General features: G+C 54.8%; 19 protein-coding genes and 1 pseudogene. 4 read left to right on the top strand and 16 right to left on the bottom strand.

Going from position 1 to position 26,433, the window contains the following annotated elements; genetic code table 11:
* Positions 1 to 40 precede the first annotated feature (40 nt).
* From kdsB to serC, 11 genes are all read right to left on the bottom strand, one after another.
* Positions 41 to 790: a 3-deoxy-manno-octulosonate cytidylyltransferase gene (gene kdsB, locus C2E16_RS07580; protein ID WP_038627026.1), complete on the bottom strand. Its 750-nt coding sequence runs from the start codon at positions 788 to 790 to the stop codon at positions 41 to 43.
* Positions 787 to 969 (bottom strand): Trm112 family protein, encoded by a 183-nt coding sequence (locus tag C2E16_RS07575; RefSeq protein ID WP_038627028.1) that lies wholly within the window; start codon positions 967 to 969, stop codon positions 787 to 789. The genes kdsB and C2E16_RS07575 overlap by 4 nt, the downstream gene beginning before the upstream one ends.
* Before the next feature lie 74 nt (positions 970 to 1,043).
* Positions 1,044 to 2,255, bottom strand: a complete 1,212-nt coding sequence (locus C2E16_RS07570) for a winged helix-turn-helix domain-containing protein (protein WP_084970357.1) — start codon at positions 2,253 to 2,255, stop codon at positions 1,044 to 1,046.
* 58 nt (positions 2,256 to 2,313) lie between these two features.
* On the bottom strand, positions 2,314 to 3,288 hold the full coding sequence (gene lpxK / locus C2E16_RS07565; protein ID WP_038627032.1) for a tetraacyldisaccharide 4'-kinase: 975 nt from the start codon (positions 3,286 to 3,288) through the stop codon (positions 2,314 to 2,316).
* A complete protein-coding gene (msbA, locus tag C2E16_RS07560) occupies positions 3,285 to 5,033 on the bottom strand; it encodes a lipid A ABC transporter ATP-binding protein/permease MsbA (protein ID WP_038627035.1) in 1,749 nt (582 codons plus the stop codon). Before msbA ends, lpxK begins: the two co-directional genes overlap by 4 nt.
* A 35-nt stretch (positions 5,034 to 5,068) precedes the next feature.
* Positions 5,069 to 7,330, bottom strand: a complete 2,262-nt coding sequence (locus tag C2E16_RS07555) for a ComEC family protein (RefSeq protein ID WP_084970358.1) — start codon at positions 7,328 to 7,330, stop codon at positions 5,069 to 5,071.
* 203 nt (positions 7,331 to 7,533) lie between these two features.
* Positions 7,534 to 7,818: an integration host factor subunit beta gene (gene ihfB / locus C2E16_RS07550; protein WP_038627039.1), complete on the bottom strand. Its 285-nt coding sequence runs from the start codon at positions 7,816 to 7,818 to the stop codon at positions 7,534 to 7,536.
* A gap of 87 nt (positions 7,819 to 7,905) precedes the next feature.
* Positions 7,906 to 9,579, bottom strand: coding sequence for a 30S ribosomal protein S1 (rpsA, locus tag C2E16_RS07545; protein WP_038627041.1), 1,674 nt, complete (start codon positions 9,577 to 9,579; stop codon positions 7,906 to 7,908).
* Between the two features lie 117 nt (positions 9,580 to 9,696).
* The gene (gene cmk / locus C2E16_RS07540; protein ID WP_038627043.1) at positions 9,697 to 10,380 is read right to left on the bottom strand and encodes a (d)CMP kinase; all 684 of its coding nucleotides are present in this window, start codon (positions 10,378 to 10,380) and stop codon (positions 9,697 to 9,699) included.
* A 215-nt stretch (positions 10,381 to 10,595) separates the two neighbouring features.
* On the bottom strand, positions 10,596 to 11,882 hold the full coding sequence (gene aroA, locus C2E16_RS07535) for a 3-phosphoshikimate 1-carboxyvinyltransferase (protein ID WP_038627045.1): 1,287 nt from the start codon (positions 11,880 to 11,882) through the stop codon (positions 10,596 to 10,598).
* A gap of 81 nt (positions 11,883 to 11,963) precedes the next feature.
* Positions 11,964 to 13,049, bottom strand: coding sequence for a 3-phosphoserine/phosphohydroxythreonine transaminase (gene serC / locus C2E16_RS07530; RefSeq protein ID WP_038627047.1), 1,086 nt, complete (start codon positions 13,047 to 13,049; stop codon positions 11,964 to 11,966).
* Positions 13,050 to 13,358: 309 nt separating this feature from the next.
* Here serC and ycaO point away from each other — a divergent pair, with 309 nt between their 5' ends.
* The 4 genes from ycaO to pflA all read left to right on the top strand — a co-directional run bounded on the left by ycaO (position 13,359) and on the right by pflA (position 19,592).
* Positions 13,359 to 15,116 carry a 30S ribosomal protein S12 methylthiotransferase accessory factor YcaO gene (gene ycaO / locus C2E16_RS07525; protein ID WP_038627049.1) on the top strand — a complete coding sequence of 586 codons (1,758 nt, stop codon included), beginning with the start codon at positions 13,359 to 13,361 and terminating at the stop codon, positions 15,114 to 15,116.
* Positions 15,117 to 15,456: 340 nt separating this feature from the next.
* Positions 15,457 to 16,314 carry a formate transporter FocA gene (gene focA / locus C2E16_RS07520; protein ID WP_038627051.1) on the top strand — a complete coding sequence of 286 codons (858 nt, stop codon included), beginning with the start codon at positions 15,457 to 15,459 and terminating at the stop codon, positions 16,312 to 16,314.
* A gap of 84 nt (positions 16,315 to 16,398) precedes the next feature.
* The gene (pflB, locus tag C2E16_RS07515; protein WP_038627053.1) at positions 16,399 to 18,687 is read left to right on the top strand and encodes a formate C-acetyltransferase; all 2,289 of its coding nucleotides are present in this window, start codon (positions 16,399 to 16,401) and stop codon (positions 18,685 to 18,687) included.
* A gap of 164 nt (positions 18,688 to 18,851) precedes the next feature.
* Complete coding sequence (gene pflA, locus C2E16_RS07510; RefSeq protein WP_038627055.1) at positions 18,852 to 19,592, top strand: pyruvate formate lyase 1-activating protein; 741 nt, start codon at positions 18,852 to 18,854, stop codon at positions 19,590 to 19,592.
* A gap of 63 nt (positions 19,593 to 19,655) precedes the next feature.
* Here pflA and C2E16_RS07505 read toward each other — a convergent pair whose 3' ends face one another.
* The 5 genes and pseudogenes from C2E16_RS07505 to ftsK all read right to left on the bottom strand — a co-directional run.
* Complete coding sequence (locus tag C2E16_RS07505) at positions 19,656 to 20,807, bottom strand: MFS transporter (RefSeq protein ID WP_038627057.1); 1,152 nt, start codon at positions 20,805 to 20,807, stop codon at positions 19,656 to 19,658.
* Positions 20,808 to 21,211: 404 nt separating this feature from the next.
* The gene (gene serS / locus C2E16_RS07500; protein ID WP_038627060.1) at positions 21,212 to 22,504 is read right to left on the bottom strand and encodes a serine--tRNA ligase; all 1,293 of its coding nucleotides are present in this window, start codon (positions 22,502 to 22,504) and stop codon (positions 21,212 to 21,214) included.
* Between the two features lie 99 nt (positions 22,505 to 22,603).
* The gene (locus C2E16_RS07495; RefSeq protein WP_084970359.1) at positions 22,604 to 23,947 is read right to left on the bottom strand and encodes a replication-associated recombination protein A; all 1,344 of its coding nucleotides are present in this window, start codon (positions 23,945 to 23,947) and stop codon (positions 22,604 to 22,606) included.
* Between the two features lie 7 nt (positions 23,948 to 23,954).
* Positions 23,955 to 24,566, bottom strand: coding sequence for an outer membrane lipoprotein chaperone LolA (gene lolA, locus C2E16_RS07490; RefSeq protein ID WP_038627064.1), 612 nt, complete (start codon positions 24,564 to 24,566; stop codon positions 23,955 to 23,957).
* A gap of 191 nt (positions 24,567 to 24,757) precedes the next feature.
* Positions 24,758 to 26,299: pseudogene (ftsK, locus tag C2E16_RS21370) on the bottom strand (DNA translocase FtsK); the annotation flags it as partial.
* Positions 26,300 to 26,433 lie beyond the last annotated feature (134 nt).

Below are 26,433 nucleotides of genomic sequence, written 5' to 3'. Positions count from 1 at the left end.
ACGCACCCTTCGTCAGATACGTTCTGCCTGAGCCGGTTGTTTACCCAGCCAGCACCGCGCGCACGCGCGCCAGGTCTTCCGCGGTATCGACGCCCGCCGCAGGCGTGGTGCGCGCCACATCAACGTGGATTTTTTCGCCATACCAGAGGACGCGCAGCTGCTCAAGCAGCTCGATCTGCTCCAGTTGGCTGGGCTCCCAGCTGACATAGCGGCGGATAAAGCCTGCTCGGTAAGCGTAGATGCCGATATGACGCAGCAAGCTGTCGCCGACCGTATCGTGTGATTGCGCGAAACGTTCACGATCCCAGGGAATGGTGGCGCGAGAAAAATAGAGCGCATAGCCCTGCGCGTCGCGCACGACTTTTACCGCATTGGGATTAAATGCCTCTTCTGCGCTGTCAATCGGCACCGCCAACGTAGCCATGCCTGCAACGGAAGCGGCCAGATTGTTAGCGACCTGACAGATAATTTCTGGCGGGATTAACGGCTCATCGCCCTGCACGTTAACGATAATGGTATCGTCGGCGAACTGGCACTGCTCTATCACTTCCGCCAGCCTCTCGGTGCCGGACTGGTGATCGGGACGCGTCAGGCAGACTTCGCCGCCTGCCGCCGTCACCGCCGCCGCCACGTCAGGATGATCGGTCGCGACGATAACGCGATCGGCGCCGGACTGCATCGCTCGCTCCATCACATGCACGACCATCGGCTTGCCATGAATATCCACCAGCGGCTTGCCCGGCAGGCGCGTCGACGCGAAACGGGCAGGAATAATGGCGACAAAACTCATGGGTGTATCTCGTCCGCTGAAAGGGTGCGGGCTTCGTTTTCCAGCAGCACAGGGATGCCGTCGCGTACTGGATAAGCCAATCCGTCCGGCTTACAGATCAGCTCCTGCTGCTCTTTGTTGTAGTAGAGCTTGCCGTTACAGACCGGACAAGCGACGATTTCAAGTAAACGGTGATCCATGGTTCCTCCGTAATGGACCGAAGCCTCAGAATGGCAAGCATAACACAGCTGTAGAAGGGGCGATAACCTCCCGCTTACGCTGGCGCCCAGCCCGCCCCCAGCGCCTGCCGGAGCCTGTCCGGCGCCTGTTCAAGTATAATCTGCTCTGCGCCCTGCCAGCGGGCAAAACGATCTATCGCACGCTGGAAATCCGCCACCAATCCCGCGCCGATTTTAACGTTATCTTCCAGCCACAAGTTTTTAATTTGCAGGCAGCGCTCCCGCCGCCGCATTTTCGCGTCCAGCCTCGCCTTTAATGCGCCGCGGTGCAGCAGCGGCAGCGTGAAATAGCCATACTGACGTTTTGGCGCGGGCGTATAACACTCCAGACGGTAGTTAAAATCGAAAAGCGCCTGCGCTCGCCGACGATCCCAAACCACGGGATCGAACGGCGACAAAATCGCCGTATGGCTGGCACGCAGCGGCTTTTCCAGATGCGCTACGCCGTCACGATGCAGCCACATCGCGCCTGTCTTCTCGACGATTGCTGGCAAGATAAAGCCCTCCTCCTGCCAGCGCGCTATCGTCTCTTTTAACGCGACGCGCTTCAGGCGGTAGTAATCGGGCAGCCATTCGGCGCGAAACAGTCCGAGACTGGCGGCGCTGTTACGCAGCATCTGCTCACGCGCTTCGGCCTCGCTGAGCATATCCCGGGCATCATCCCATTCGGGCATAACGCGCTGGCGTAAATCATAGATACGCTGGAAATTTTGCCGGGCGCTGACCATCAATTCGCCGGCGGTAAACAGATTTTCAAGGTGGCGTTTATGCGGTTTCCATGACCACCAGCCGGGCCGATGGCCGGGCGCGGTGGCGAAATCAGCAGAGCGCACCGGGCCGTTATCGGCAATATGCCGCAGCAGATCGGCGATCTCATCCGCGTGCTGCGCCATCCACGCCGTGCTGTATTTCCAGCCCATCTTTTCCGGTTGCAGCATACGGTGGCGCAGCAAGGGGTAATCTTCCGCTGGAATAAAACAGGCTTCATGCGCCCAGTACTCAAACAGGCTGCCGGAGGCCAGCGCCTGTTCCAGCCAGCTTGCGGGATACTCCCCCAGACGACTGAACAACATCAGATAAGGGCTACGCGCCACAACATGAATGGTATCGATCTGCAGCAGCGACATGCGTCGAATGACGCTCAGCAGATCGCTGTAGCGCGCTTTACGTTTGAGAGGGGTCAGCAAGCCCTGCGCCGCAAGATGCAGATTGCGGGCGTCCTGTAGGGAAAGAGAAACGGGTGCCATCAGCGGTTCCTTTCAGTCGGATAGCACCAGTTTAATCATTAATCGCAGAAGTTTTAAATCATCGGCGACCGAGCGCGGCGATTTTTTGCAGGAGGGGCTCGGCGGCGGACAGCTGCGCGTCTACCGGTAGATACCACCAGTTATCATGCGCAAAGGCGCGGCATTTTACCGCATCCTTTTCCGTCATCAGCAGCGCCTCTTTATTCGGCGTCAGCGCCAGCAGATCGGCTTCGTGATAAGCCTGATGATCGGCGAAGGGCACAGCGCGAACCACCGGCACGTCATGTTGACGCAGCGTGGCGAAAAAGCGCGGCGGATGCCCAATGCCTGCCATCGCCACCACCGAAGAAAGCGATGAAAGCGGAGCGCTGACGCCAGTTTTCAGGTTTATCGCTGCACCTGGCTGCAGGCGCATGGCGATTTCCCCTTCTCCGGCCTCCCCGCCATTCACAATCACCGCGTCAACCTGGCGCAGTCGTCCGGCGCGCTCCCGCATCGGTCCCGCCGGCAGCCACCAGCCGTTACCGAAGCGTCGCTCGCCATCCACCACTACGATTTCAATATCACGCGCCAGCGCATAATGTTGCAGACCGTCATCGGTAATAATCAGATCCAGCGGGTGCGCGGAGAGCAACGCCTGGACAGCCTCGCGGCGCACCGGCGATACCGCCACCGGCGCGCCGGTGCGCTGAGCAATCAGTACCGGCTCATCGCCAGCTTCGCGGGTCGTGGTATCCGGCGTAAGCAGCAAAGGATAACGCTCTGCTTTGCCGCCGTAGCCGCGCGAAACAACGCCGACGCGCAGCCCTTGCTGCTGTAACCGTTCCACCAGCCAGATAACCACCGGCGTTTTACCGTTGCCGCCCGCTGTAAGATTTCCCACCACCACCACCGGCACCGGCGCGCGCCAGGCTTTACGCAGGCCGAGGCGGTAGCTAAGCCGGATCAGGGTGGTGATCACCCCATACAGCAGGCTAAGCGGCAGCAGCAGTAAATACAGCGGCGAACGTCCGCTCCAGATGCGCTCAATCATTGCCCAAACTGCATTTTATGCAGCTGAGCGTAAGCGCCCCGCTGGCCGATCAGCTCATCATGCGTGCCTCGCTCGATAATGCGGCCATCTTCCACCACCACGATTTCATCTGCTTTTTCGATAGTCGACAGACGATGCGCAATGACCAATGAGGTGCGGTTTTTTTGCAGTTCATCCAGCGCAGACTGAATCGCGCGTTCGGATTCGGTATCCAGTGCCGAGGTCGCCTCGTCCAGAATCAGAATCGGGCTGTCGCGCAGCAGCGCACGGGCGATCGCGATACGCTGACGCTGACCGCCGGAAAGCAGCACGCCGTTCTCGCCGATCACGGTATCCAGGCCGTTTTCCATCTTGCGGATGAAGTCCATCGCATGGGCCATTTCAGCGGCTTTTTCAATCTGCGCGCGGTCATAAACATCGTTGCGCGCGTAGGCGATATTGTTGGCGATGGTGTCGTTAAACAGATGCACGTTCTGAGAAACCAGCGCGACCTGATTGCGCAACGAGCGCAGGGTATACTCGCGCAAATCGTGGCCATCAATCAGAATTTCGCCTTGCTGAATATCATAAAAGCGCGTCAACAAACTGGCCATCGTCGATTTGCCGGAGCCGGAGCGCCCAACCAGCGCCACGGTTTTACCTGCCGGGATGGAAAGGTTGATATCGCGCAGCGCCGGAATATCGCGTCCAGGATAGGTGAAGGTCACATTACGGAACTCAATATCGCCCTTAGCGCGTTCAATGACACGCGTGCCGTTATCCACTTCCTGTTCGCTATCGAGGATGGAAAACAGCGTTTGACAGGCGGCCATACCGCGCTGGAACTGGGCGTTAACGTTGGTTAAAGATTTCAGCGGACGCATCAGCGCGATCATCGAGGAAAAGACGACGGTGATGGTGCCGGCGGTCAGGGTATCCATTACGCTGGGGAAGCTGGCGGCATAAAGTACGAAAGCCAGCGCCAGAGAAGCGATCAACTGAATAACAGGATCGGAGATGGAAGAAGCGGAGACCAGCTTCATTCCCTGATGACGCATACGGTTGCTGACCTTGTCGAAGCGTTTCGCTTCTACATCCTGACCGCCGAAAATCAGTACCTCTTTGTGCCCTTTCAGCATCTGTTCCGCGCTGGTCGTCACCTGGCCCATCGTATTCTGCATGTTTTTACTGATGCTGCGGAAACGTTTAGAGACGGTACGAATCGCCATAGAGACAATCGGCGCCAGGACAATCAGGATTAGCGAAAGCTGCCAGCTATAGTAAAACATCATGATGAACAGGCCGATAATCGATGCCCCTTCACGCACCACGGTAACCAGCGCGCTGGAAGAAGAAGAGGCGACCTGTTCAGAATCGTAGGTAATGCGCGACAACAGCGTCCCGGTGGACTGCTGATCGAAAAAGGAGACCGGCATGCCCATCATATGGTTGAATAACCGGCGACGCATATTCATCACAACATTGCCAGATACCCAAGAAATACAGTAACTTGATGCATAGCTGGTCACTCCGCGAACCAGCATCAGGCCAATTACGGCCAGCGGCATCCATATTAATACCGACTTATCGGCTTTCCCAAACCCCTCATCCAGTAAAGGTTTCAGCAATGACAGCATAAGGGTGTCGCCTGCCGCGTTGATGATCAGCGCTACGGCCGCCACAATTAATCCCGCCTTATGTGGTGCGATCATCGGCCAAAGGCGACGAAAAGTCTGCCATGTTGAGAGATCTTTATCTTGATGCATTATTTAACCAGCATTGTTTGAAATAGCCGCTTATTTTACCTGGATTCATCCTGTACGCCAAACCACTGATGATACCAGCGGGGCAATATTTGTTCTCTTAAGCCCTTGACTTGCCATCCGTCAGGATAAAACGCCACGCTGAGCTGACCGGAATGCGCGGTATCGCGCCATTGATAGCCATTCGCCCGGTAGCGCTTAATGACCTGCGCGGAAGGCAGACGCCAGGCGTTATAACGCGCTACGGACGCCAGCGCCACGCTGCCGCCGACATTACGCAGAAACGGGGCGCTGGAAGACGTTTTGCTGCCGTGATGCGGCACCTGAATCATCTCCGCCTTTAACGCGGCGCGGTCGAGACGCATAAGTTTCCTTTCAGCCTCCGCCTCAAGATCGCCTGTAAGCAGTACCCTTCGCTGCCCGTCATCAATGCGCAGCACGCAGGAGTCATTGTTGCCGCCGTTAGTGCCGACTGCTGGCGGCCACAGCGCCTCGAATGTTAACCCTTGCCATCGCCATCCTGTTCCGGCAATACAGGGCTGATGTCCCGGTTGCATCAGCGCGCTGCGCACCACCGCCTCCGGCCAGGCCTGCTCTATATCTTTCAATCCGCCAATATGATCCAGATGCGCATGGCTGATAACAACCTTATCGACAATCAGTCCATGCCAGTCCAGCCAGGGCAGTACCGTTTGTCGGGCGGCGCTGCCGCCGGGCCAGCGGTTGCCGGTATCGTAGAGTAGAGCGTGTCCGTTGCGCGAAACCACCAGCGCCAGGCCATGACCGATATCCAGCATATCAAGCCGCCATTCCGGCTCTTTACGGGTTATCTGCCACAGCAAGGGTAAACAACAGGCGACCAGTAGCGCCAGCGGCGTGCGCCGCCACCAGCCGAGGCGAAAAGCGATTAACAGTAGCCATACAACCACACTGGCCGTCATCGCCGTTTTCCCAAGCGGCAGCCATCCTTCAGGCAACTGCGCGAGCAGATAAAACACCAGCGCCAGAGAGCGATCCGCCAGCCACCAGAGCGGATAAGCCAGCCAGGCGGTCGGCATGATCAACGCAAACAGCAGCGCCGGCACGGTAACGAAAGTCACTATCGGAATCGCCAGCATGTTCGCTGGCAGGGACGTCAGGCTAACGCCATGAAAGATAAAGACCTGAATGGGCATAAGCAGCAGCAACATGCCTGCCTGAAGATGCGCCAGCTGCAGAAATATCCAGCGCCTGCGATAACGCCAACGCACAGGCAGAGGAAACCATTGGTACCAGAACAGCAGGATGGCGACGGCGATGATCGACAGCCAAAAGCTGTCAGACAGGATCGTTAGCGGATCGAAGAACAAAATACTGCCCACGCAAACCAGCCAGATTTGCCAGCTGCTGCAGTTAATGTGTTGCAAACGAACTATTGCCCATGCGCTTAGCGCTATCATCGCCCTTATTGCTGGTGGATGACTTCCTGAAAGCCAGCAGTAAAACGCAGCCACGCTCAGGCTAAACAGCAGCGGCAACGGATAGTTTATGCGCCACGCAGGGAGCAAAAACTGCAGCAGCCGTGCCGCTGCCCAGCCTAACGAGGCGGCGAGACTGATATGCATGCCGGAGATCGCCATTAAATGCGCGATGCCGGTGTCGCGCAGAATGTTGCGCGTTTCTGCGCTAAGATCCTGTCTGTCGCCAAAAAGTAAGGCGGTCATAACGCCATGCCAGGGGAGATGCTGATACTGCTTTTGGGCTTTATTAATCAGGCGATGTAGCCATGAGCAGTCGGCATTTACCGATTTTATCGCCAGCAGCGTGCCCTGCAACGGCATACTGTTGGCCAACGCGAAGCGCTGCGCATCGAATCCGCCTTCATTAAGACGCCCGTGCACGGGGCTTAATCGCAGCGTCATTTCCCAGCGCTGGCTGGCACACCATCTATTCTGCACCTTGCCCATCGAGATGCTGGCATAAAGCGGCGGGAAAATCTGCTGCGCATTGTGCTGGCGAATTCTGACGATCAGTCTTTCCTTTTCCAGCAATACCTGACGAATCTCCGCCTCCACCTTTACCGTTCCCTGAGTAAGCCGGATAAGAGGGCTCAGCGCCTGCTGTGCCGCCAGTACACCCCAGACGAAAAACAATCCGTAGATACCGATAAAGCGCAAGCTCCGCATCGGCAATATCATCAGTCCCAGTGCCATGCCCAGCAGGAAAATTAACGTCGTCAGACTCGGTAAATGGGGCAAAAAGAGTAAGGGAAGCGTGCCGATTGCCGCCATGAAAGCCAGTACGGACAGGGTGTATGGCATAGTCTCATCCTTATAAACCTGGGATGAGTATGCCGGGAGACGTCGCTAAGCGCAGGCAGGTTTATGGACTATCGCAAGCCGTAGCACAAAGTTATTTTATTTTTTACCTGCTTAAAAGTTTGCCTGCGAGACAGCGCGCATTCTCTGAATGACAGGCAAAAAAAACGACACCAGCGTGTCGTTTTCTATTTGTCGTCTTCTGCTTAACCGTAAATGTTCGCCCGATCGCGCAACTCTTTACCCGGTTTAAAATGCGGAACGTATTTACCTTCCAGTTCCACTTTATCGCCGGTTTTCGGATTGCGACCAACGCGCGGCGCACGGTAATGCAAAGAGAAGCTGCCGAACCCCCGGATTTCGATGCGTTCGCCCTGAGCCAACGTTGTGGCCATATGCTCAAGCATCTCTTTTACCGCATCCTCTACGGCTTTCGCCGGGATATGAGTTTGCTGGGCCGCAAGTCTTTCAATAAGTTCTGACTTGGTCATAAGTCCTCCGGTTAATCCCTGTTGAAATGGTCTGACAGCCTGCTCATGGAGCCGGGCGCCCACAGGCAACCCGGTTCCATAAGACGATTACTCGCCTTTAGCCGCTTTAAATGCTTCAGCCATAGCGTTAGAGAAGTTGCTTTCTTCCTGTTTATTGTTAACAGAAGCAATTGCATCTTTCTCGTCAGCTTCGTCTTTAGCACGTACAGACAGGCTTACAACGCGGTTTTTGCGATCAACGCCGGTGAATTTGGCTTCAACTTCGTCACCAACATTCAGTACCTGAGTAGCGTCTTCAACGCGGTCGCGTGAAGCTTCAGAAGCGCGCAGGTAGCCTTCAACGCCGTCTGCTAATTCAACTGTAGCACCTTTAGCGTCAACTGCAGTTACTTTACCAGTAACAATCGCACCTTTCTTGTTCAGAGAGATGTAGTTGTTGAACGGGTCTTCTGCCAGCTGCTTAACGCCCAGGGAGATACGCTCGCGCTCTGCATCAACCTGCAGAACGACTGCGGCGATTTCGTCACCCTTCTTGTACTCGCGAACCGCTTCTTCGCCAGTCGCGTTCCAGGAGATGTCAGACAGGTGAACCAGACCGTCGATGCCGCCTTCCAGGCCGATGAAGATACCGAAGTCAGTGATTGACTTGATTTTACCTTCAACACGGTCGCCCTTGTTATGGGTTTCCGCGAACTGCTGCCACGGGTTAGCTTTGCACTGTTTCAGGCCCAGGGAGATACGACGACGCTCTTCGTCGATGTCCAGAACCATCACTTCTACCACGTCGCCAACGTTAACAACTTTGGACGGGTGGATGTTTTTGTTGGTCCAGTCCATTTCAGACACGTGCACCAGACCTTCAACGCCTTCTTCGATTTCCACGAAGCAGCCGTAATCAGTCAGGTTGGTTACGCGACCGGTCAGCTTGGTGCCTTCCGGGTAACGTTTAGCGATAGCTACCCACGGATCTTCGCCCAGCTGTTTCAGGCCCAGAGACACACGGGTACGTTCGCGGTCGAACTTCAGCACTTTAACAGTGATTTCGTCGCCCACGTTGACGATTTCGCTCGGATGCTTAACGCGTTTCCATGCCATGTCAGTGATGTGCAGCAGGCCGTCAACGCCGCCGAGATCGACGAATGCGCCGTAGTCAGTGAGGTTCTTAACGATACCTTTGACTTCCATGCCTTCCTGCAGGTTTTCCAGCAGCTGATCGCGTTCTGCGCTGTTTTCAGATTCGATAACGGCACGACGAGATACAACAACGTTGTTGCGCTTCTGGTCCAGCTTGATTACTTTGAATTCAAGCTCTTTGCCTTCCAGGTGCAGCGTATCGCGCACCGGACGCACGTCAACCAGAGAGCCTGGCAGGAACGCACGAATACCGTTCAGCTCAACAGTGAAGCCGCCCTTGACTTTGCCGTTGATCACGCCAGTTACAGTTGCAGCTTCTTCGTAAGCTTTTTCCAGCATCAGCCATGCTTCGTGACGCTTCGCTTTCTCACGAGACAGCAGGGTTTCACCGAAGCCGTCTTCTACTGCATCCAGAGCAACGTCAACTTCGTCACCAACCTGGATTTCAATCTCGCCCTGGGCGTTCTTGAACTGCTCAGCCGGAATGGCAGACTCAGATTTCAGACCGGCGTCAACCAGTACGACATCTTTGTCGATAGCAACAACAACACCACGAACGATGGAACCCGGGCGGGTTTCGATTTCTTTCAGGGATTCTTCAAAGAGTTGAGCAAAAGATTCAGTCATATTTAATCTTTAGATAGGTAAATTTAACGTCCACCTGACTTCCTGCCGGATGGGGTTGTTTAACATGCCTGATGACTGTCCATAGCATCAGGTTATAGCATCTGTTCTGCCGCCGGCTTACGCTAATGCCAGCTTATCGCGGGCATAACTCAGCGCGGTGTCGATGACCTGTTCGATGCTCATGCTGGTTGAATCCAGCACTAAAGCATCTTCCGCTGGTACCAGCGGCGCAATAGCTCGGTTACGGTCGCGCTCGTCGCGCTCCTTTATCTCGGCTAAAAGGCGTTCAAAGTTAACACTAAAGCCCTTTTCCTGCAACTGCAGCATACGGCGGTGCGCCCGCTCTTCGGAGCTGGCGTCGAGAAAAATCTTTACCGGCGCATCGGGGAAAACCACGGTTCCCATATCTCTGCCGTCAGCAATCAGGCCTGGCGCGTCGCGAAACGCGCGCTGACGGCGCAGCAATGCTTCACGCACACGAGGAAATGCGGCAACCTTCGACGCCGTATTGCTGACATCCTGAGTGCGAATCTCACCGGTAACGTCTTCGCCTTCAAGAATGACCGCCATCTCGCCATCGGTAGAGATAAAGCGCACATCCAAATGCGCGGCGATAGGCACCAGCGCCTCTTCTGATTCGATATCTACCTGATGGTGTAAAGCCGCCAGCGCAAGTACGCGATAAATAGCGCCGGAGTCAAGCAGGTGCCACTGCAGCGCTTCGGCCATAGCCTTACACAGCGTGCCTTTACCGGCGCCGCTTGGTCCATCAATGGTAATTACCGGGGCTGTTGCCGTCATTTTATTCTCCTGTTGCTGCTGGTCGTTCTTATGACTACCTGCATTTACTGCCAGGTCGCGGCGTATTATACGCTGCAATCCTCCCGAACGTTATCTTTAAGCATAGACAGGCATTAAATATTCTTCTTTTTAAGAAGATCCTTTGCCGGCAAAAAATGGCGAAACGTGTTTGCCGTCACTCCTCAGGCGGAAGAGAACGGCAAAACTGCGGCTTCTCAGGCAGGCGTGCTGATGGCTGCCAGACGATCGAAGTAGTCAGGGAAGGTTTTGGCTGTGCATTTCGGATCGAGGATCGTGACGGCCGTATCCGACAACGCCACCAGTGAAAAACACATCGCCATACGGTGATCGTTATAGGTGCCTATCTCCGCGGAGCGAATGCATTCTGGCGGCGTAATGCGGATGAAATCATGCCCCTCTTCCACTTCTGCGCCTACCTTACGCAATTCTGTTGCCATCGCGGACAGACGATCGGTCTCTTTTACCCGCCAGTTATAGATATTGCGCAGCACCGTCGTGCCTTCCGCAAACAGCGCGGCGGTAGCGATAGTCATTGCCGCATCGGGGATATGATTCATATCCATATTCACCGCCTGCAGTCGATCGCGCGTACAAGCGATATAGTCGTCGCCCCACTCTATTTGCGCGCCCATTTTTTCCAATACGTCAGCGAAACGGATATCGCCTTGCACACTGTCGCGGCCGACGCCCGTTACGCGCACCGTCCCGCCTTTTATCGCCGCTGCGGCAAGAAAATAGGAGGCGGAAGAGGCGTCGCCTTCCACCAGATAGTCGCCTGGCGAAACATAGCTTTGCTGGCCGCGGATCGAAAAGCGTTGGTAGTTATGATTTTCTACCGATACGCCGAACCGCTGCATTAAATGCAATGTGATATCGATATAAGGTTTGGAGACGAGATCGCCTTTAATAACAATCTCGGTGTTCTGCGGCGCCAGCGGCGCAGCCATTAACAGCGCGGTTAAGAACTGGCTTGAGACGCTGCCGTCGACGCTGACCTCGCCGCCGGTGAAACCGCCGTGAATGCGTAGCGGCGGATAGTCGACCTGCTCAAGGTAATCGATACGCGCGCCGCCCTGACGCAGCGCATCGACTAAATGCCCAATCGGGCGCTCTTTCATGCGCGGCTCACCGGTGAGCACGATGTCGTTGTCCGCCAGACAGAGCGCGGCGGCCAGGGGACGCATTGCGGTGCCGGCATTGCCAAGAAAAAGCTCCAGCGCGCCCGCGGCCTTTAATGGGCCGCCGTTGCCGCTCACTTCACAAACGGTACGATCCGGCGAAAGCGTGTAGCCGATCCCCAACGCGCTAAGCGCATTAAGCATATGTTTAACGTCATCGCTGTCTAACAGGTTGGTCAGCCGCGTCGTTCCCTGAGCCAGCGCCGCCAGAAGCAAAGCACGGTTAGAAACGCTTTTCGAGCCGGGCAAATTAACCGTGCCGTCAACGCGAGCGATGGGTTGTAGGGTCAGGGATTCCTGCATGTGAAAACTTCTCTCCATAAAGCCAGAACAAGGGAACCTCGTATTGGAACGAGGTTCTCAGCAACACGTAAAACAGTCCGATCAGCCGTGACGACGTTCAAAGTCAGTCATAAAATCAGTCAACGCTTTAACACCCTCAAGCGGCATCGCATTATAGATAGAGGCACGCATCCCCCCGACAACGCGATGGCCTTTCAGCGCGTGCAGTCCGGCAGCAAACGACTCTTCCAGGAACAACGCGTCAAGGGAAGCGTCAGCCAGCTGGAAAGGCACATTCATGCGCGAACGGTTAGCGACAGCAACATCGTTGCGGTAAAAATCGCTGCGATCGATAGTGCCGTAAAGCAGATCCGCTTTAGCCTGATTAATTTTGTCGATTTCGCTAACGCCGCCGCGCTCTTTCAGCCATTTAAACACCAGACCAGACAGGTACCACGCAAAAGTAGGCGGGGTATTAAACATCGAATCGTTATCGGCCAGCGTTTTATAGTCCAGCACTGAAGGCAGCGCCTGTTGCGCCTTGCCCAACAAGTCTTCCCGCACAATAACCAGCGTCAGCCCTGCCGGGCCGACATTTTTTTGCGCACCGGCATAAATCACCCCGTAGCGGCTGACCTCGATAGGCCGAGAAAGGATGGTGGAGGAGAAGTCGGCGACCACGATTTTATCGCCGAAATCAGGCTGCTCGTCGATAGCCAGGCCGTCGATGGTCTCATTAGGGCAAAAATGGACGTAGGCGGCATCATCGCTGAGCGTCCATTCGCGCATCGGCAACAGGGCGCGTTTGCCGTCCTTCTGCACTTTCACGTCAATCACGTTCGGCGCGCAATATTTTTTCGCTTCCTGAATAGCGCTGTGCGCCCAGTATCCGCCATCGATATAGTCTGCCGTTTTCGCCGCGCCCAACAGATTCATCGGCACCGCTGCAAACTGCGCGCGCGCGCCGCCATGACAGAATAAAACTTTATAGTTATCGGGAATTTTCAGCAGATCGCGTAAATCTTTTTCTGCTTCCTCCGCAACCTGAATAAACTCCTTGCTACGATGGCTGATCTCCATCACTGAGGTGCCGAGTCCATTCCAATTGCAAAGCTCTTGCTCTGCACGACGAAGCACTTCTACCGGCAACATTGCCGGACCGGAGCTGAAATTATAAACCTGCGTCATTTCCCGTCACCACTGTCAGATCTGTTGATTATGAATAGGCTATCGGTTTTATCACTGCCATCAGCCTGCTGCAAACATTTCTCTGGGCGAGATCACATTTTGCTCTACCCTGTCGCAACAGCTTGTACGGTGAAAGCAAAGCGGTACGATATTTTGTGAGGTTTCACGCATCGGGGAATCATTGAAACAGAAAGAAAGCGAGAGTTTTGGCAGCATAGGGGCCAGGAAATCTTAGTCCTTCAATAGCGTCCTGAAGGGAAAATCCGTATCATTGCGCGCTTTACGCTCAACCAACCTATAGTAGGCAACATGACTCAAACCTTTATTCCAGGCAAAGATGCCGCTCTGGAAGATTCCATCGCTCGCTTTCAGCAAAAATTACAGGATCTGGGCTTTAATATTGAAGAAGCGTCCTGGCTGAACCCGGTGCCTAACGTCTGGTCGGTGCATATTCGCGACCGCGATTGCCCGCTTTGTTTTACTAACGGTAAAGGCGCCAGCAAGAAAGCTGCGTTAGCCTCTGCGTTGGGCGAATATTTTGAACGTCTCTCGACCAACTATTTTTTTGCGGACTTCTGGTTGGGCGAGTCGATTGCCAACGGCGATTTTGTCCACTATCCCAATGAAAAATGGTTTCCGTTGCCGGAGAATGACACTCTGCCAGAAGGCATTCTCGACCCTGGTCTGCGCGCGTTTTACGACCCGGAAAACGAGCTGAGCGCCAGCGGACTTATCGATCTGCAGTCCGGCAATGCGGCGCGCGGCATTTGCGCGCTGCCCTTTACGCGTCAGTCTGACCAACAGACCGTTTATATTCCGATGAATATTATCGGCAACCTGTACGTCTCTAACGGCATGTCCGCAGGCAATACCCCGAATGAAGCGCGCGTGCAGGGGCTTTCAGAAGTTTTCGAGCGCTACGTAAAAAATCGCATCATCGCTGAAGCTATCAGCCTGCCTGCGATTCCGCAGGACGTTCTGGCGCGTTATCCAGGCGTGGTGGAAGCCATTGTGCGCCTTGAAGCGGAAGGTTTCCCGATTTTCGCTTTTGACGCTTCGCTGGGCGGGAAATACCCTGTGATTTGCGTGGTTCTGTTTAACCCGGCAAACGGCACCTGTTTCGCTTCGTTTGGCGCGCATCCTGATTTCGGCGTGGCGCTGGAGCGCACCGTTACTGAGCTGCTGCAGGGCCGCGGCCTAAAAGATTTAGACGTCTTCACGCCGCCGACCTTTGACGATGAAGAAGTTGCCGAACATGCCAACCTGGAAACGCACTTCATTGACTCCAGCGGCGCCATTTCATGGGATCTGTTTAAAGAACAGGCGGATTATCCGTTTGTCGACTGGCGCTTCGATGGCAGCACAGAAGAAGAGTTCGCGACGCTGATGGACATCTTCAAGGCGGAAGGCAAAGAGGTTTATATCGCGGATTACGAGCATCTGGATGTCTACGCCTGCCGTATTATCGTGCCCGGCATGTCCGATATCTATCCGGCGGAAGATCTGCTGCTGGCGAATAACAATATGGGAGCCGATCTGCGCGAAACGCTGTTGGCGCTGCCAGACAGCCAGTGGGATAAAGAGGATTATCTGGCCCTGATTGAGCAGCTGGATGAAGAAGGCCACGATGACTTTACGCGCGTGCGCGAACTGCTGGGCCTGGCGACCGGTAAAGATAATGGTTGGTACACTTTGCGCATCGGCGAGCTGAAAGCGATGCTGGCTCTGGCGGGCGGCGATCTGGATCAGGCGCTGATCTGGACCGAATGGACGATGGAATTCAACAGCTCGGTCTTTACCACCGAGCGTGCGAATTACTATCGCTGCCTGCAGACGCTATTGCTGCTGACGCAGGAGGAGGAACGTGATCCGCAGCAATACTACTCTGCGTTTGTACGCATGTACGGCGCTGACGCGGTTGAAGCGGCCTCGGCAGCGTTAAGCGGCGAAGCGCCTTTCTACGGCTTGCAGCCGGTTGATAATGAATTACAGGCCTTCCCTGCGCATCAGGCTCTGCTGGCCGCTTATGAAAAGCTTCAGCGCGCTAAACGTAATTACTGGAAATAAGTAAAAACGTTATTAAATTCTTTAAGCCAGCTATTTTATGTTAGCTGGCTTACTTATTTGAACAGCAATCCTATTAACAATAATTACATTATTGCTTATTTTAATTTACATATTCTGCTTTTCTTCTTTTCTAAAGTTGTGCATTAAATGCTTTATTCAATTTTTACTATATAAATTAAAATATATTTTATCTAATTTAATCAATAAATTACATCAAAAACCCCTGTTTTTTATAGCCCTTAAAGCTTTAAGCCGCTCGCCCAATATGATCTATATCAATTTTCGCTAAATACTCCTTTGTTAGTATCTCTACGACAATTTTTTATGGGAGTACGTTAGTGTGAATACTGACAATCCTTTCAATCTATTATTGCCACCAGCCATGGCAAAAGTTGCCGAAGAGGCGGGTGTTTATAAAGCCACAAAACATCCATTAACCACATTTTTCCTGGCGATAAACGCTGGCGTATTTATCTCTATTGCTTTCGTTTTTTATATTACAGCAACCACCGGCACAGCGGATGTCCCCTATGGTTTAGCCAAACTGGTGGGCGGCCTCTGCTTCTCTTTAGGTCTGATTCTGGTGGTCGTCTGTGGCGCAGATCTGTTTACCTCAACCGTTCTGATCGTTGTCGCCAAAGCCAGTGGCCGCATCAGCTGGGGTCAGCTGGGAAAAAACTGGCTAAACGTTTATATCGGCAACCTGTTCGGCGCCCTGTTTTTTGTCGCGCTCATCTGGTTTTCCGGTGAATATCTTGCGGCTAATGGCGCATGGGGCATGAATGTCCTGCAAACCGCCGACCACAAAATGCATCACTCTTTTCTTGAGGCCGTTTGCCTGGGCACGCTGGCTAATTTAATGGTCTGTCTGGCTATCTGGATGAGCTACTCCGGCCGCAGCCTGACGGACAAAATGTTCGCCATGGTTTTACCGGTCTCGATGTTTGTCGCCTGCGGCTTTGAACACAGCATCGCCAATATGTTCATGATTCCGATGGGCATCGTCATACGCGACTTCGCTTCGCCTGAATTCTGGCAGGCAACCGGCGCAACGGCTGCTCAGTTTCCAAACCTGACGCTGAGCCACTTTATTATCGATAACCTGATTCCCGTTACTATCGGCAATATCATCGGCGGCGGTGTGCTGGTGGGATTAACGTACTGGGTTATTTATCTACGCGGCCATACCGCTCACTAGCCGCGCAACGCAATCTATTCGCGCCGGCTGGCCACGCGTTCGGCTGGCGCAAAAAAAGAACTTTTATCAGAAGGTAGGTATATCATGACCGAGCTCAATGAAAAACTGGCTGCTGCCTGGGAAGGTTTTAGCGCAGGCGAATGGCAGAAATCAGTTAACGTTCGCGATTTCATTCAGAAAAACTACACGCCTTATGAAGGTGACGAATCCTTCCTGGCTGGCGCTACCGACGCAACCACACAGCTGTGGAATAAAGTGTTGGAAGGTATCAAAATCGAAAACCGCACCCATGCGCCGGTTGATTTTGATACCGATGTTGCATCTACCATTACCTCTCACGATGCAGGCTACATCGACCAGAACCTGGAAAAAATCGTAGGCCTGCAGACCGATGCGCCGCTGAAACGCGCGCTGATTCCCTTTGGCGGCATCAAAATGGTGGAAGGTTCATGCAAAGCGTATAACCGCGAGCTTGATCCTCAGCTGAAAAAAATCTTCACCGAATACCGTAAAACCCATAACCAGGGCGTATTCGACGTCTATACCCCGGACATTCTGCGCTGCCGTAAATCAGGCGTGCTGACCGGTCTGCCTGATGCCTACGGCCGTGGCCGTATCATTGGCGACTACCGTCGCGTCGCGCTGTACGGCATCGATTATCTGATGCAGGATAAATTCGCTCAGTTCACTTCTTTGCAGAGCGATTTGGAAAATGGCGTTAACCTGGAAGCCACTATCCGTCTGCGTGAAGAGATCGCTGAACAGCATCGCGCGCTGGCGCAGCTGAAAGAGATGGCGGCGAAATATGGCTGCGACATCTCTCGCCCGGCAACCAACGCGCAAGAAGCAGTACAGTGGACCTACTTCGCTTATCTGGCGGCTGTGAAGTCTCAGAACGGCGCAGCGATGTCCTTTGGCCGCGTTTCTACCTTCCTTGATGTTTATATCGAACGCGATATGCAGGCAGGCAAACTGACTGAAGAGGAAGCACAGGAGCTGATCGACCACCTGGTAATGAAGCTGCGCATGGTGCGCTTCCTGCGTACGCCAGAGTATGATGAACTCTTCTCCGGCGACCCGATCTGGGCAACGGAATCCCTGGCAGGTATGGGCGTAGACGGCCGCACGCTGGTGACCAAAACCACCTTCCGCTTCCTGAACACCCTGTACACCATGGGCCCGTCACCGGAACCGAACATGACCATTCTGTGGTCAGAGCAGCTGCCGATTAACTTTAAGAAATATGCAGCGAAAGTCTCTATCGACACGTCATCCGTGCAGTATGAAAACGATGATTTGATGCGTCCGGACTTCGATAACGACGATTACGCTATCGCCTGCTGCGTCAGCCCGATGATCGTCGGTAAACAGATGCAGTTCTTCGGCGCGCGCGCCAACCTCGCCAAAACCCTGCTGTACGCAATCAACGGCGGCGTTGACGAGAAAATGAAAATGCAGGTCGGCCCGAAAGATTCGCCGATCACCGACGACGTGCTGGATTTCGACACCGTTATGGCGCGCCTCGACCACTTTATGGACTGGCTGGCTAAACAGTACGTCACCGCGCTGAACATCATTCACTACATGCACGACAAATACAGCTATGAAGCTGCGTTGATGGCGCTGCATGACCGTGACGTTTACCGCACCATGGCCTGCGGCATTGCCGGTCTGTCTGTTGCGGCAGACTCCCTGTCAGCGATTAAATATGCCAAAGTTAAGCCGGTTCGTGATGAAGATGGCCTGGCTGTGGACTTTGAAATCGAAGGCGAATATCCGCAGTTCGGTAACAACGATCCGCGTGTCGACGACCTTGCCTGCGACCTGGTTGAACGTTTCATGAAGAAAATTCAGAAACTGAACACCTATCGTGACGCCGTGCCGACCCAGTCTGTACTGACCATTACTTCAAACGTGGTTTACGGTAAGAAAACGGGTAACACCCCGGATGGCCGTCGCGCAGGCGCACCTTTCGGTCCGGGCGCAAACCCGATGCATGGCCGCGATCAGAAAGGCGCCGTCGCCTCGCTGACCTCCGTTGCCAAGCTGCCGTTCGCTTACGCGAAAGATGGTATCTCTTACACCTTCTCTATCGTGCCGAACGCGCTGGGTAAAGATGACGACGTGCGTAAAACCAACCTGGCCGGTCTTATGGATGGTTACTTCCACCATGAAGCGGAAACGGCGATTGAAGGCGGTCAGCATTTGAACGTTAACGTCATGAACCGTGAAATGCTGATGGATGCGATGGACCATCCGGAGAAATATCCGCAGCTGACCATTCGCGTTTCAGGTTATGCGGTGCGTTTTAACTCGCTGACCAAAGAGCAGCAGCAGGATGTGATTACGCGTACCTTTACTCAGTCGCTGTAATCCCCGCGCTAATGAAAGGCTCCTGCGGGAGCCTTTTTACCAGCAAGCCTGGTTTGCCAGAGATCTCGACCGAGGTCATCTGGCAAAACAGACTCAACTTAACGCAGCAGCCCGTAAAGACTGCGTCACCTGCCAGGCAGGCTCATTTTGGAGAACTCATCGCAATGTCAACTATCGGCCGTATTCACTCATTTGAATCCTGTGGCACCGTTGATGGTCCCGGTATCCGCTTTATCACCTTCTTTCAGGGCTGCCTGATGCGCTGCCTCTATTGTCATAATCGCGATACCTGGGATACGCATGGAGGCAAGGAAATCACGGTTGAAGAGTTAATGAAGGATGTTCTCTCCTATCGCCACTTTATGAATGCTTCAGGCGGCGGCGTCACCGCGTCCGGCGGTGAGGCTATCTTACAGGCTGCTTTTGTCCGGGACTGGTTCCGGGCGTGCAAGGCGGAAGGCATCCATACCTGTCTGGACACCAACGGCTTTGTACGCCGCTACGATCCGGTCATTGACGAACTGCTGGACGTGACCGATCTGGTAATGCTCGATCTGAAGCAGATTAACGATGATATCCATCAGATTCTGGTAGGCGTTTCTAACCATCGCACCATGGATTTTGCCCGCTATCTCGCGAAGAAAGGCATTCGCACCTGGATACGCTATGTGATTGTGCCGGGCTATACGGATGATGACGATTCCGCGCATCGCCTGGGTGAATTTACCCGTGATATGAAGAACGTTGAGAAAATCGAGCTGCTGCCCTACCATGAGCTGGGCAAACACAAATGGACTGCCATGGGCGAGGAGTACAAGCTGGACGGCGTTAAACCGCCCAAAGCGGATACCATGGATCGCATCAAGCATATCCTGGAAGGTTATGGGCACAAGGTGACCTACTAGCCTGGCGGCCAACAAAAAAGGGCGACTTTAGTCGCCCTTTTTTATATCCGATGCTGAGCAGCTTTATGCCTGCGCCACCGGCGTAACATGATGATCGGCTTTGCGCAGCAGCATCACTAAATAGACCAGCGCCACCGCCGCGATCATCACAAACAGCAGCTGGTCAGAATAGTTCTGCATCAGCATTGCCGTCATGCTGGGTCCTGCCAGGCTGCCGATGGTATAGCTCAACAGTAGCGCCTGGTTCATCGCCACCAGCTCATGATGCTTTACGGTTTCGCAGGCCCACGACATCGCCACCGGATACAGCGTAAAACCGGCCGCGCCCAGAATAAACAGGGCTGGCACCATCGCGGTATTGCCCAGCATGGCAATGGCCCCGAGGATGACGATAAACACCTGCACGCGCAGCACCAGAAGACGACCGTAGCGGTCAGCCAGGCGTCCAACTGGCCACTGGCCAACAATCCCGGCGCTGACCAACAGCGCCATCCAGTATCCCACGTTAGCGTCGCTGATGCCCTGATGGGAAAGATAGAGCGGCATCAGGCCATACAGCGATCCCAGCACAATACCGGAAATAATGCAGCCGTTAATGCCCAGCCTTGAGCTGCGACGACGCAGCATCGGCCAAATGCGGCCCGGCGCGCCATCATCTTCATTCGCTGCCGGCGTAATCTTCATAAAGATAATCGGCAGCACGCCGGTCACGATCACTGCGGTGACCCATGGCAGAACGTGTGTCAGACCTGTAGGCATCTTGCTAATCATTAGCTGTCCGGCAACGGTGCCCAGGTAATAGACAATCATGTAAGCCGCCAGCAGTTGACCGCGATTACGCAACGTCCCGCTACAGAGCAAAGCGCTTTCAACCACCACCCAAATCCAGGCGCAGCCGATGCCCGCCGCCAGGCGCCACAGCGTCCAGCTCCAGAATCCTTCATTCATGCCCAGCGCGGCGGTCGAGACGGCAAAGACCAGCGAAGCGAGATAATAGCTGCGGTTAAAGCCGTAATGCTTAATCAGCCAGCCGGCCAGCAGCGTACCAATAAGGTTACCGGCGTACCAGGACGAGCTAACCATACCTACCTGCCAGGTCGGCAAGCTGTCGTGAGTCAGCCACAGGGGCACAAGAGTATTAAGCACGGCAATAGAGACCGTTAACAGCAGCAGGCCGCAGAGCAGCAGCACAACGGGACGAGACCAGGTGGACATCGGTTAAGTCACAGGGAAGTGAGAGAAAGTGCGCGAATATTGCCACTTCTGTTTTTGATGTCAATGCGTGGAATTTAACGGTGGCACAATTTGCTTTAGGGCGATTTAATTTTTTTATCTATAACAGCGCAGCGGCGGCAATTTCTGATCGCTTCGTTCGATAATAGCTTAGTAATTCAATGAGTTGATTAAAACAGCGCCGATGAAAGTCGATATATTTATTTTTTTGTTCTTTGTACTTATAGCGGAGCGCAACGTTTAATGAAAGGGAATGCAAAACGCTTGTCTTTCTGTTATTAGCCGGTAAACATCGCCCTTTATAAATGAAAATCAGATCTGTCGTTTATAAAGCGCATATAAAAAAGCCCGCCGATATCGGCGGGCTTAAATAGCTGAAAGTATGATTAACCAATCATGGTTAAGCCGCCCATATAAGGGCGCAGCACTTCCGGCACTTCAATACGTCCATCCGCCTGCTGATAGTTTTCCAGCACCGCGACCAGCGTACGGCCTACCGCCAGGCCAGAGCCGTTCAGCGTATGCACCAGACGCGGTTTTTTGTCGTGCTTGCTGCGGCAGCGCGCCTGCATGCGACGCGCCTGGAAATCCTGGCAGTTAGAGCAGGATGAGATCTCGCGGTAAGTGTTCTGCGCCGGCAGCCACACTTCCAGATCGTACGTCTTCGCCGCGCCTGCGCCCATATCGCCGGTGCAGAGCAGCACTTTACGATACGGCAGATTCAGCAGCTGCAGCACTTTTTCAGCATGGCCGACCAGTTCTTCCAGCGCCTGCATAGAGTCTTCAGGACGAACGATCTGCACCATCTCGACTTTATCGAACTGGTGCATACGGATCAGTCCGCGCGTATCACGGCCATAGGAACCCGCTTCGGCACGGAAGCAAGGCGTATGGGCAGTGAGTTTAATCGGCAGGGACTCTTCCTCGACGATTTCGTCGCGCACCAGGTTGGTCAGCGGCACTTCCGCGGTCGGGATCAACGCATAGTTGCTGCTGTCCGCTTCTTCTTCCAGCGGACGGGTATGAAACAGATCTTCGCCGAATTTTGGCAGCTGGCCGGTGCCATACAGGGTCGCATGGTTAACCAGGTACGGCACGTAAGTTTCGGTATAGCCGTGCTGCTGAGTATGCAGATCGAGCATAAACTGGCTCAGCGCGCGATGCAGACGCGCAATCTGGCCCTGCATCACCACAAAACGTGAACCGGTGAGCTTCACTGCGGCGGCAAAATCCAGGCCTTTCGCCATTTCGCCGAGATCGACATGATCGCGTACCGGAAAATCGAACTGGCGCGGCTCGCCCCAGCGGCTGATTTCCTGGTTTTCGGAGTCATCTTTACCCAGCGGCACTTCATCCGCCGGCAGGTTAGGCAGCGCGAGAGAGAAGTCGCGGATCTCATTCTGCAACGCGTCCAGCTCAGCTTTCGCCTTGTCCAGACGCTCGCCCAGGGCGTTCACTTCCTGACGCAGTGGCTCAATATCTTCTCCGCGCGCTTTAGCCTGCCCGATGGATTTGGAGCGGGCGTTACGCTCGGCCTGCAGATTTTCGGTTTCAACCTGCAGCACTTTGCGACGCTCCTCAAGCGAGACGAGCGTTTCCACATCCAGTTTAAATCCTCGGCGTGCCAGTTTTTCTGCGACTGCGTCTGGCTCGTTACGCAGCAGATTGGGATCGAGCATGCTTATCCTGTGCTTACTGTGATTAAAAAAAGGTGTTGAACCAAAGCGTTCCTTCAGGGTCCACCTGGCTATTGCGCTAACCTTACCGCAACGTCTGAATTAGCGGTAGCGTTTTGTCGGGCTATTTTGATCCTGCTCCGACAGCCAGGCGAGCTTTTCGCCAATTTTACCTTCCAGCCCGCGACTGGTGGGCTGATAGTAGCGCGTCTGCGCCATCTCCGGCGGAAAGTAGTCCTCTCCGGCGGCGTAGGCATTCGGTTCGTCATGCGCATAGCGATACGCTTTGCCGAGTCCCATCTCTTTCATCAGACGGGTCGGGGCGTTGCGCAAATGTTCTGGCACGTCAAAGTCCGGCTTTTCGCGGGCGTCGCGCAACGCCGCTTTAAAAGCGGTGTAGACCGCATTGCTTTTCGGCGCGCAGGCAAGATAGACAATCGCTTGCGCTATGGCGCGCTCGCCCTCTGCCGGACCGACGCGCGTAAAGCAGTCCCAGGCGGCAATGGCGACCTGCATTGCGCGCGGATCGGCGTTGCCGACATCTTCAGAAGCGATCGCCAGCAAACGTCGCGCTACATAGAGCGGATCGCCGCCCGCGGTGATAATGCGCGCATACCAGTAAAGCGCCGCGTCCGGCGCGGAACCGCGTACCGACTTATGCAGCGCGGAGATCAGATCGTAATAACGGTCGCCCTTATTATCAAAGCGCGCGGCGCGCTCGCCGGAAACCTCATTTAGCAGTTGCGGCGTCAGTATGCGCTTACCTTGTGCATCGCTTTCCGCCATATCCGCCATCATTTCCAACGTATTCAGCGCACGGCGCGCATCGCCGTTAACCAGCTCGGCAATCATGCGCCGGGTAGCTGGCGGCAGGTCGATATCCTCTCTGCCTAAACCACGTTCACTATCGGTCAGCGCCTGTTCCAGCACCGTTTCAATCTCCTCCGTCGTCAGGGATTTCAGCAGATAAACGCGCGCACGCGACAACAATGCGGAATTCAGCTCGAAAGAGGGATTTTCGGTAGTGGCGCCGATAAAGGTAATGGTGCCGTCTTCAATATGCGGCAGGAAAGCGTCCTGCTGGCTTTTATTAAAGCGGTGCACCTCATCGACGAACAGGATCATGCGGCGTCCCGCCTGACGGTTCTGGCGCGCGCGCTCAATGGCTTCGCGGATCTCTTTAATGCCGGACGTGACGGCAGAGATGCGCTCAACATCGGCATTGCCGTAGCGGCCAATCAGCTCGGCCAGTGTGGTTTTACCGGTGCCGGGCGGCCCCCACAGGATCATCGAATGCAGATGGCCCGCTTCGATGGCGCGCGTTAAGGGTTTACCGGGCGCCAGCAAATGCTGTTGCCCGATATAGTGCTCCAGCTTAGTTGGCCGCATGCGCGCGGCCAAGGGCTGAAACTGCTCTGTCGAAAAATCAAGGGAGAGATTACTCAACTCAACCTCACTGACGTTGATCGTCTACCGTCACCCCTTTTGGTGGCGTAAAGGTAAATTTGTCCGCGCTGACCGGCCCGTTGTTCTGGCTTTTCAGCGTGTAGCTGCTGCGCTGTCCATCCTGCTCAACGGCGCTGAATTGATTAATAGTGCCGTTGCCAGAGACGTTAATCATAAACTGTTTGAGGTTGCCCGCGCTGGTTTTAGGGGTCAGCTCAAAGGTGTCGCCCTGCTGTTTGACATTATATTGCTGCCAGTCGCTGCGCTGATTGCGTGCAATCAGCATAAACGGCGTATTGCTGGTGGCGCTGTTCAGCCAGGTGGCGCTGACCTGCTCAACAAAAGGATTATAGAACCACAGCGTTTTGCCATCTGAAACGATCACGCTTTCATCGGGCGCGGTCATATGCCAGTTGAACAGGTTGGGACGCTTAACCCACAGCTCGCCCTCGCCTTCCTGTACGTTAGACCCGCTGCCGTCGGTGACCTTTTGGCTGAAGCTGGCATGGAAACTGCTCACCTTATCCAGGCGTTGCTGTAATTCACTGGAGGCATCGGCCAGCGCGCCGGCTGAAGTCAGTGCTGAAAGCAAACCGCAAGCAAGTACTAATTTTTTCATGACTACCGATTCCTTTTTAAGTCGTTTTATCCCGCAAATAAGCGGCGGCCTTATTACACATTAGACTGACAACACGCTTCCCGACAGGAGAATATGCTGAAAGCGCCGCGGCGGGCGCTGTCTGGTGCTTAAATAAACAACGGGCCGGTAATCCGGCCCGTTTACTCTCTGACAGCGCAAAAGCCGTTTTATTACATTTCGTGCGGCGGTGGCGCCAGAACCTCACGGTTGCCGTTATGGCCCGGCGGCGAAACGATGCCCTGCACTTCCATCTGCTCGATAATGCGCGCCGCGCGGTTGTAACCGATGCGGAACTGACGCTGTACACCGGAAATAGAGGCGCGGCGTTTTTCCACCACGAACGAAACCGCCTGATCGAACAACGGATCCAGTTCTTCATCGCCTTCCAGACCCAGGCTGCCGCCTTCGCCCTCTTCGCCAGCGGTGATGCTGTCGATATATTGCGGGCGTCCGCGCGCTTTCCAGTCCTGTACTACGGCATGCACTTCCTGATCGCGCACGAAAGCGCCGTGAACACGCACCGGAATCGAGGAGTTCGGCGGCATATAAAGCATATCGCCCATGCCCAGCAGCGATTCGGCGCCGCCCTGATCGAGAATGGTGCGCGAGTCGATTTTGCTCGATACGGTAAAGGCGATGCGCGTTGGGATGTTGGCCTTAATCAGACCGGTAATGACATCCACCGAGGGTCGCTGCGTCGCCAGTACAAGGTGAATACCTGCCGCACGCGCTTTCTGCGCCAGACGCGCGATCAGCTCCTCCACCTTTTTGCCTACGGCCATCATCAGATCGGCGAACTCATCCACCATCACGACGATATAAGGCAGTTTTTCCAGCGTCGGCGGCAGGGTATCCATGCTGTCGCCCGGCTTCCAGAACGGGTCGGGGATCGGCCGTCCCATCGCTTCTGCCTGCTCGATTTTCTCGTTATAGCCCGCCAGGTTACGCACGCCAAGAGCGGACATCAACTTATAGCGCCGCTCCATCTCACCGACGCTCCAGCGCAGCGCGTTCGCCGCATCCTTCATGTCGGTAACCACTTCCGTCAGCAGATGAGGAATGCCTTCATAGACCGACAGCTCCAGCATTTTGGGGTCGATCATAATAAAGCGCACCTCTTCAGGGGTGGCTTTATAGAGCATGCTGAGGATCATGGCGTTTACGCCGACCGATTTACCCGACCCGGTGGTGCCCGCCACCAGCAGGTGCGGCATTTTAGCCAAATCGGCTACCACCGGCTGACCGGCGATATCTTTCCCCAATACAACAGAAAGCGGCGAAGGATTATCGCGGAAGCTGGCGCAGTCCAGCACTTCGCGCAGATAAACGGTCTGACGGCGCTTGTTCGGCAGTTCAAGACCGACATACGGCTTGCCGGGAATCACCTCAACTACGCGCACCGCGACCGCCGACAGCGAACGCGCCAGGTCGCGCGACAGGTTGGAGATACGCGCGGCTTTTACGCCCGGCGCCAGATCCAGCTCGAAACGGGTAATAACCGGACCGGGAGAGATGCCGACCACTTCCGCTTTAACGCGATAGTCCGCCAGACGCGCCTCCACCAGACGGGCGGTTTGCTCCAGCGCGAACATATCCACCGGCTCGTCTTCCGCAGGCGGCGATGTCAGCAGATCAAGCGTCGGCAACGGCGTCGTCGGCTTATGCAACGGCTGCTCGTGGCGCATCAGGAACGGATGAATCAGGCTGTCGCTCAGCGAGCTTTGAGGCTCTGCTTCCGGTTCGCCCGGTTCCGCCACGGATGAATAGTGCGGCTGCGATACGTTTGACTGTTCCGCTGGAGCAAACGCAGCCTGCGGCTCGCCTTGCCAGGCGGCGGAAGGCGCTG

The organism is Mixta calida, from assembly GCF_002953215.1.
Classification (GTDB): domain Bacteria; phylum Pseudomonadota; class Gammaproteobacteria; order Enterobacterales; family Enterobacteriaceae; genus Mixta; species Mixta calida.
Note: the sequence above shows the minus strand (reverse complement) of the source record. Positions and strands in the feature narration are given on the sequence as shown.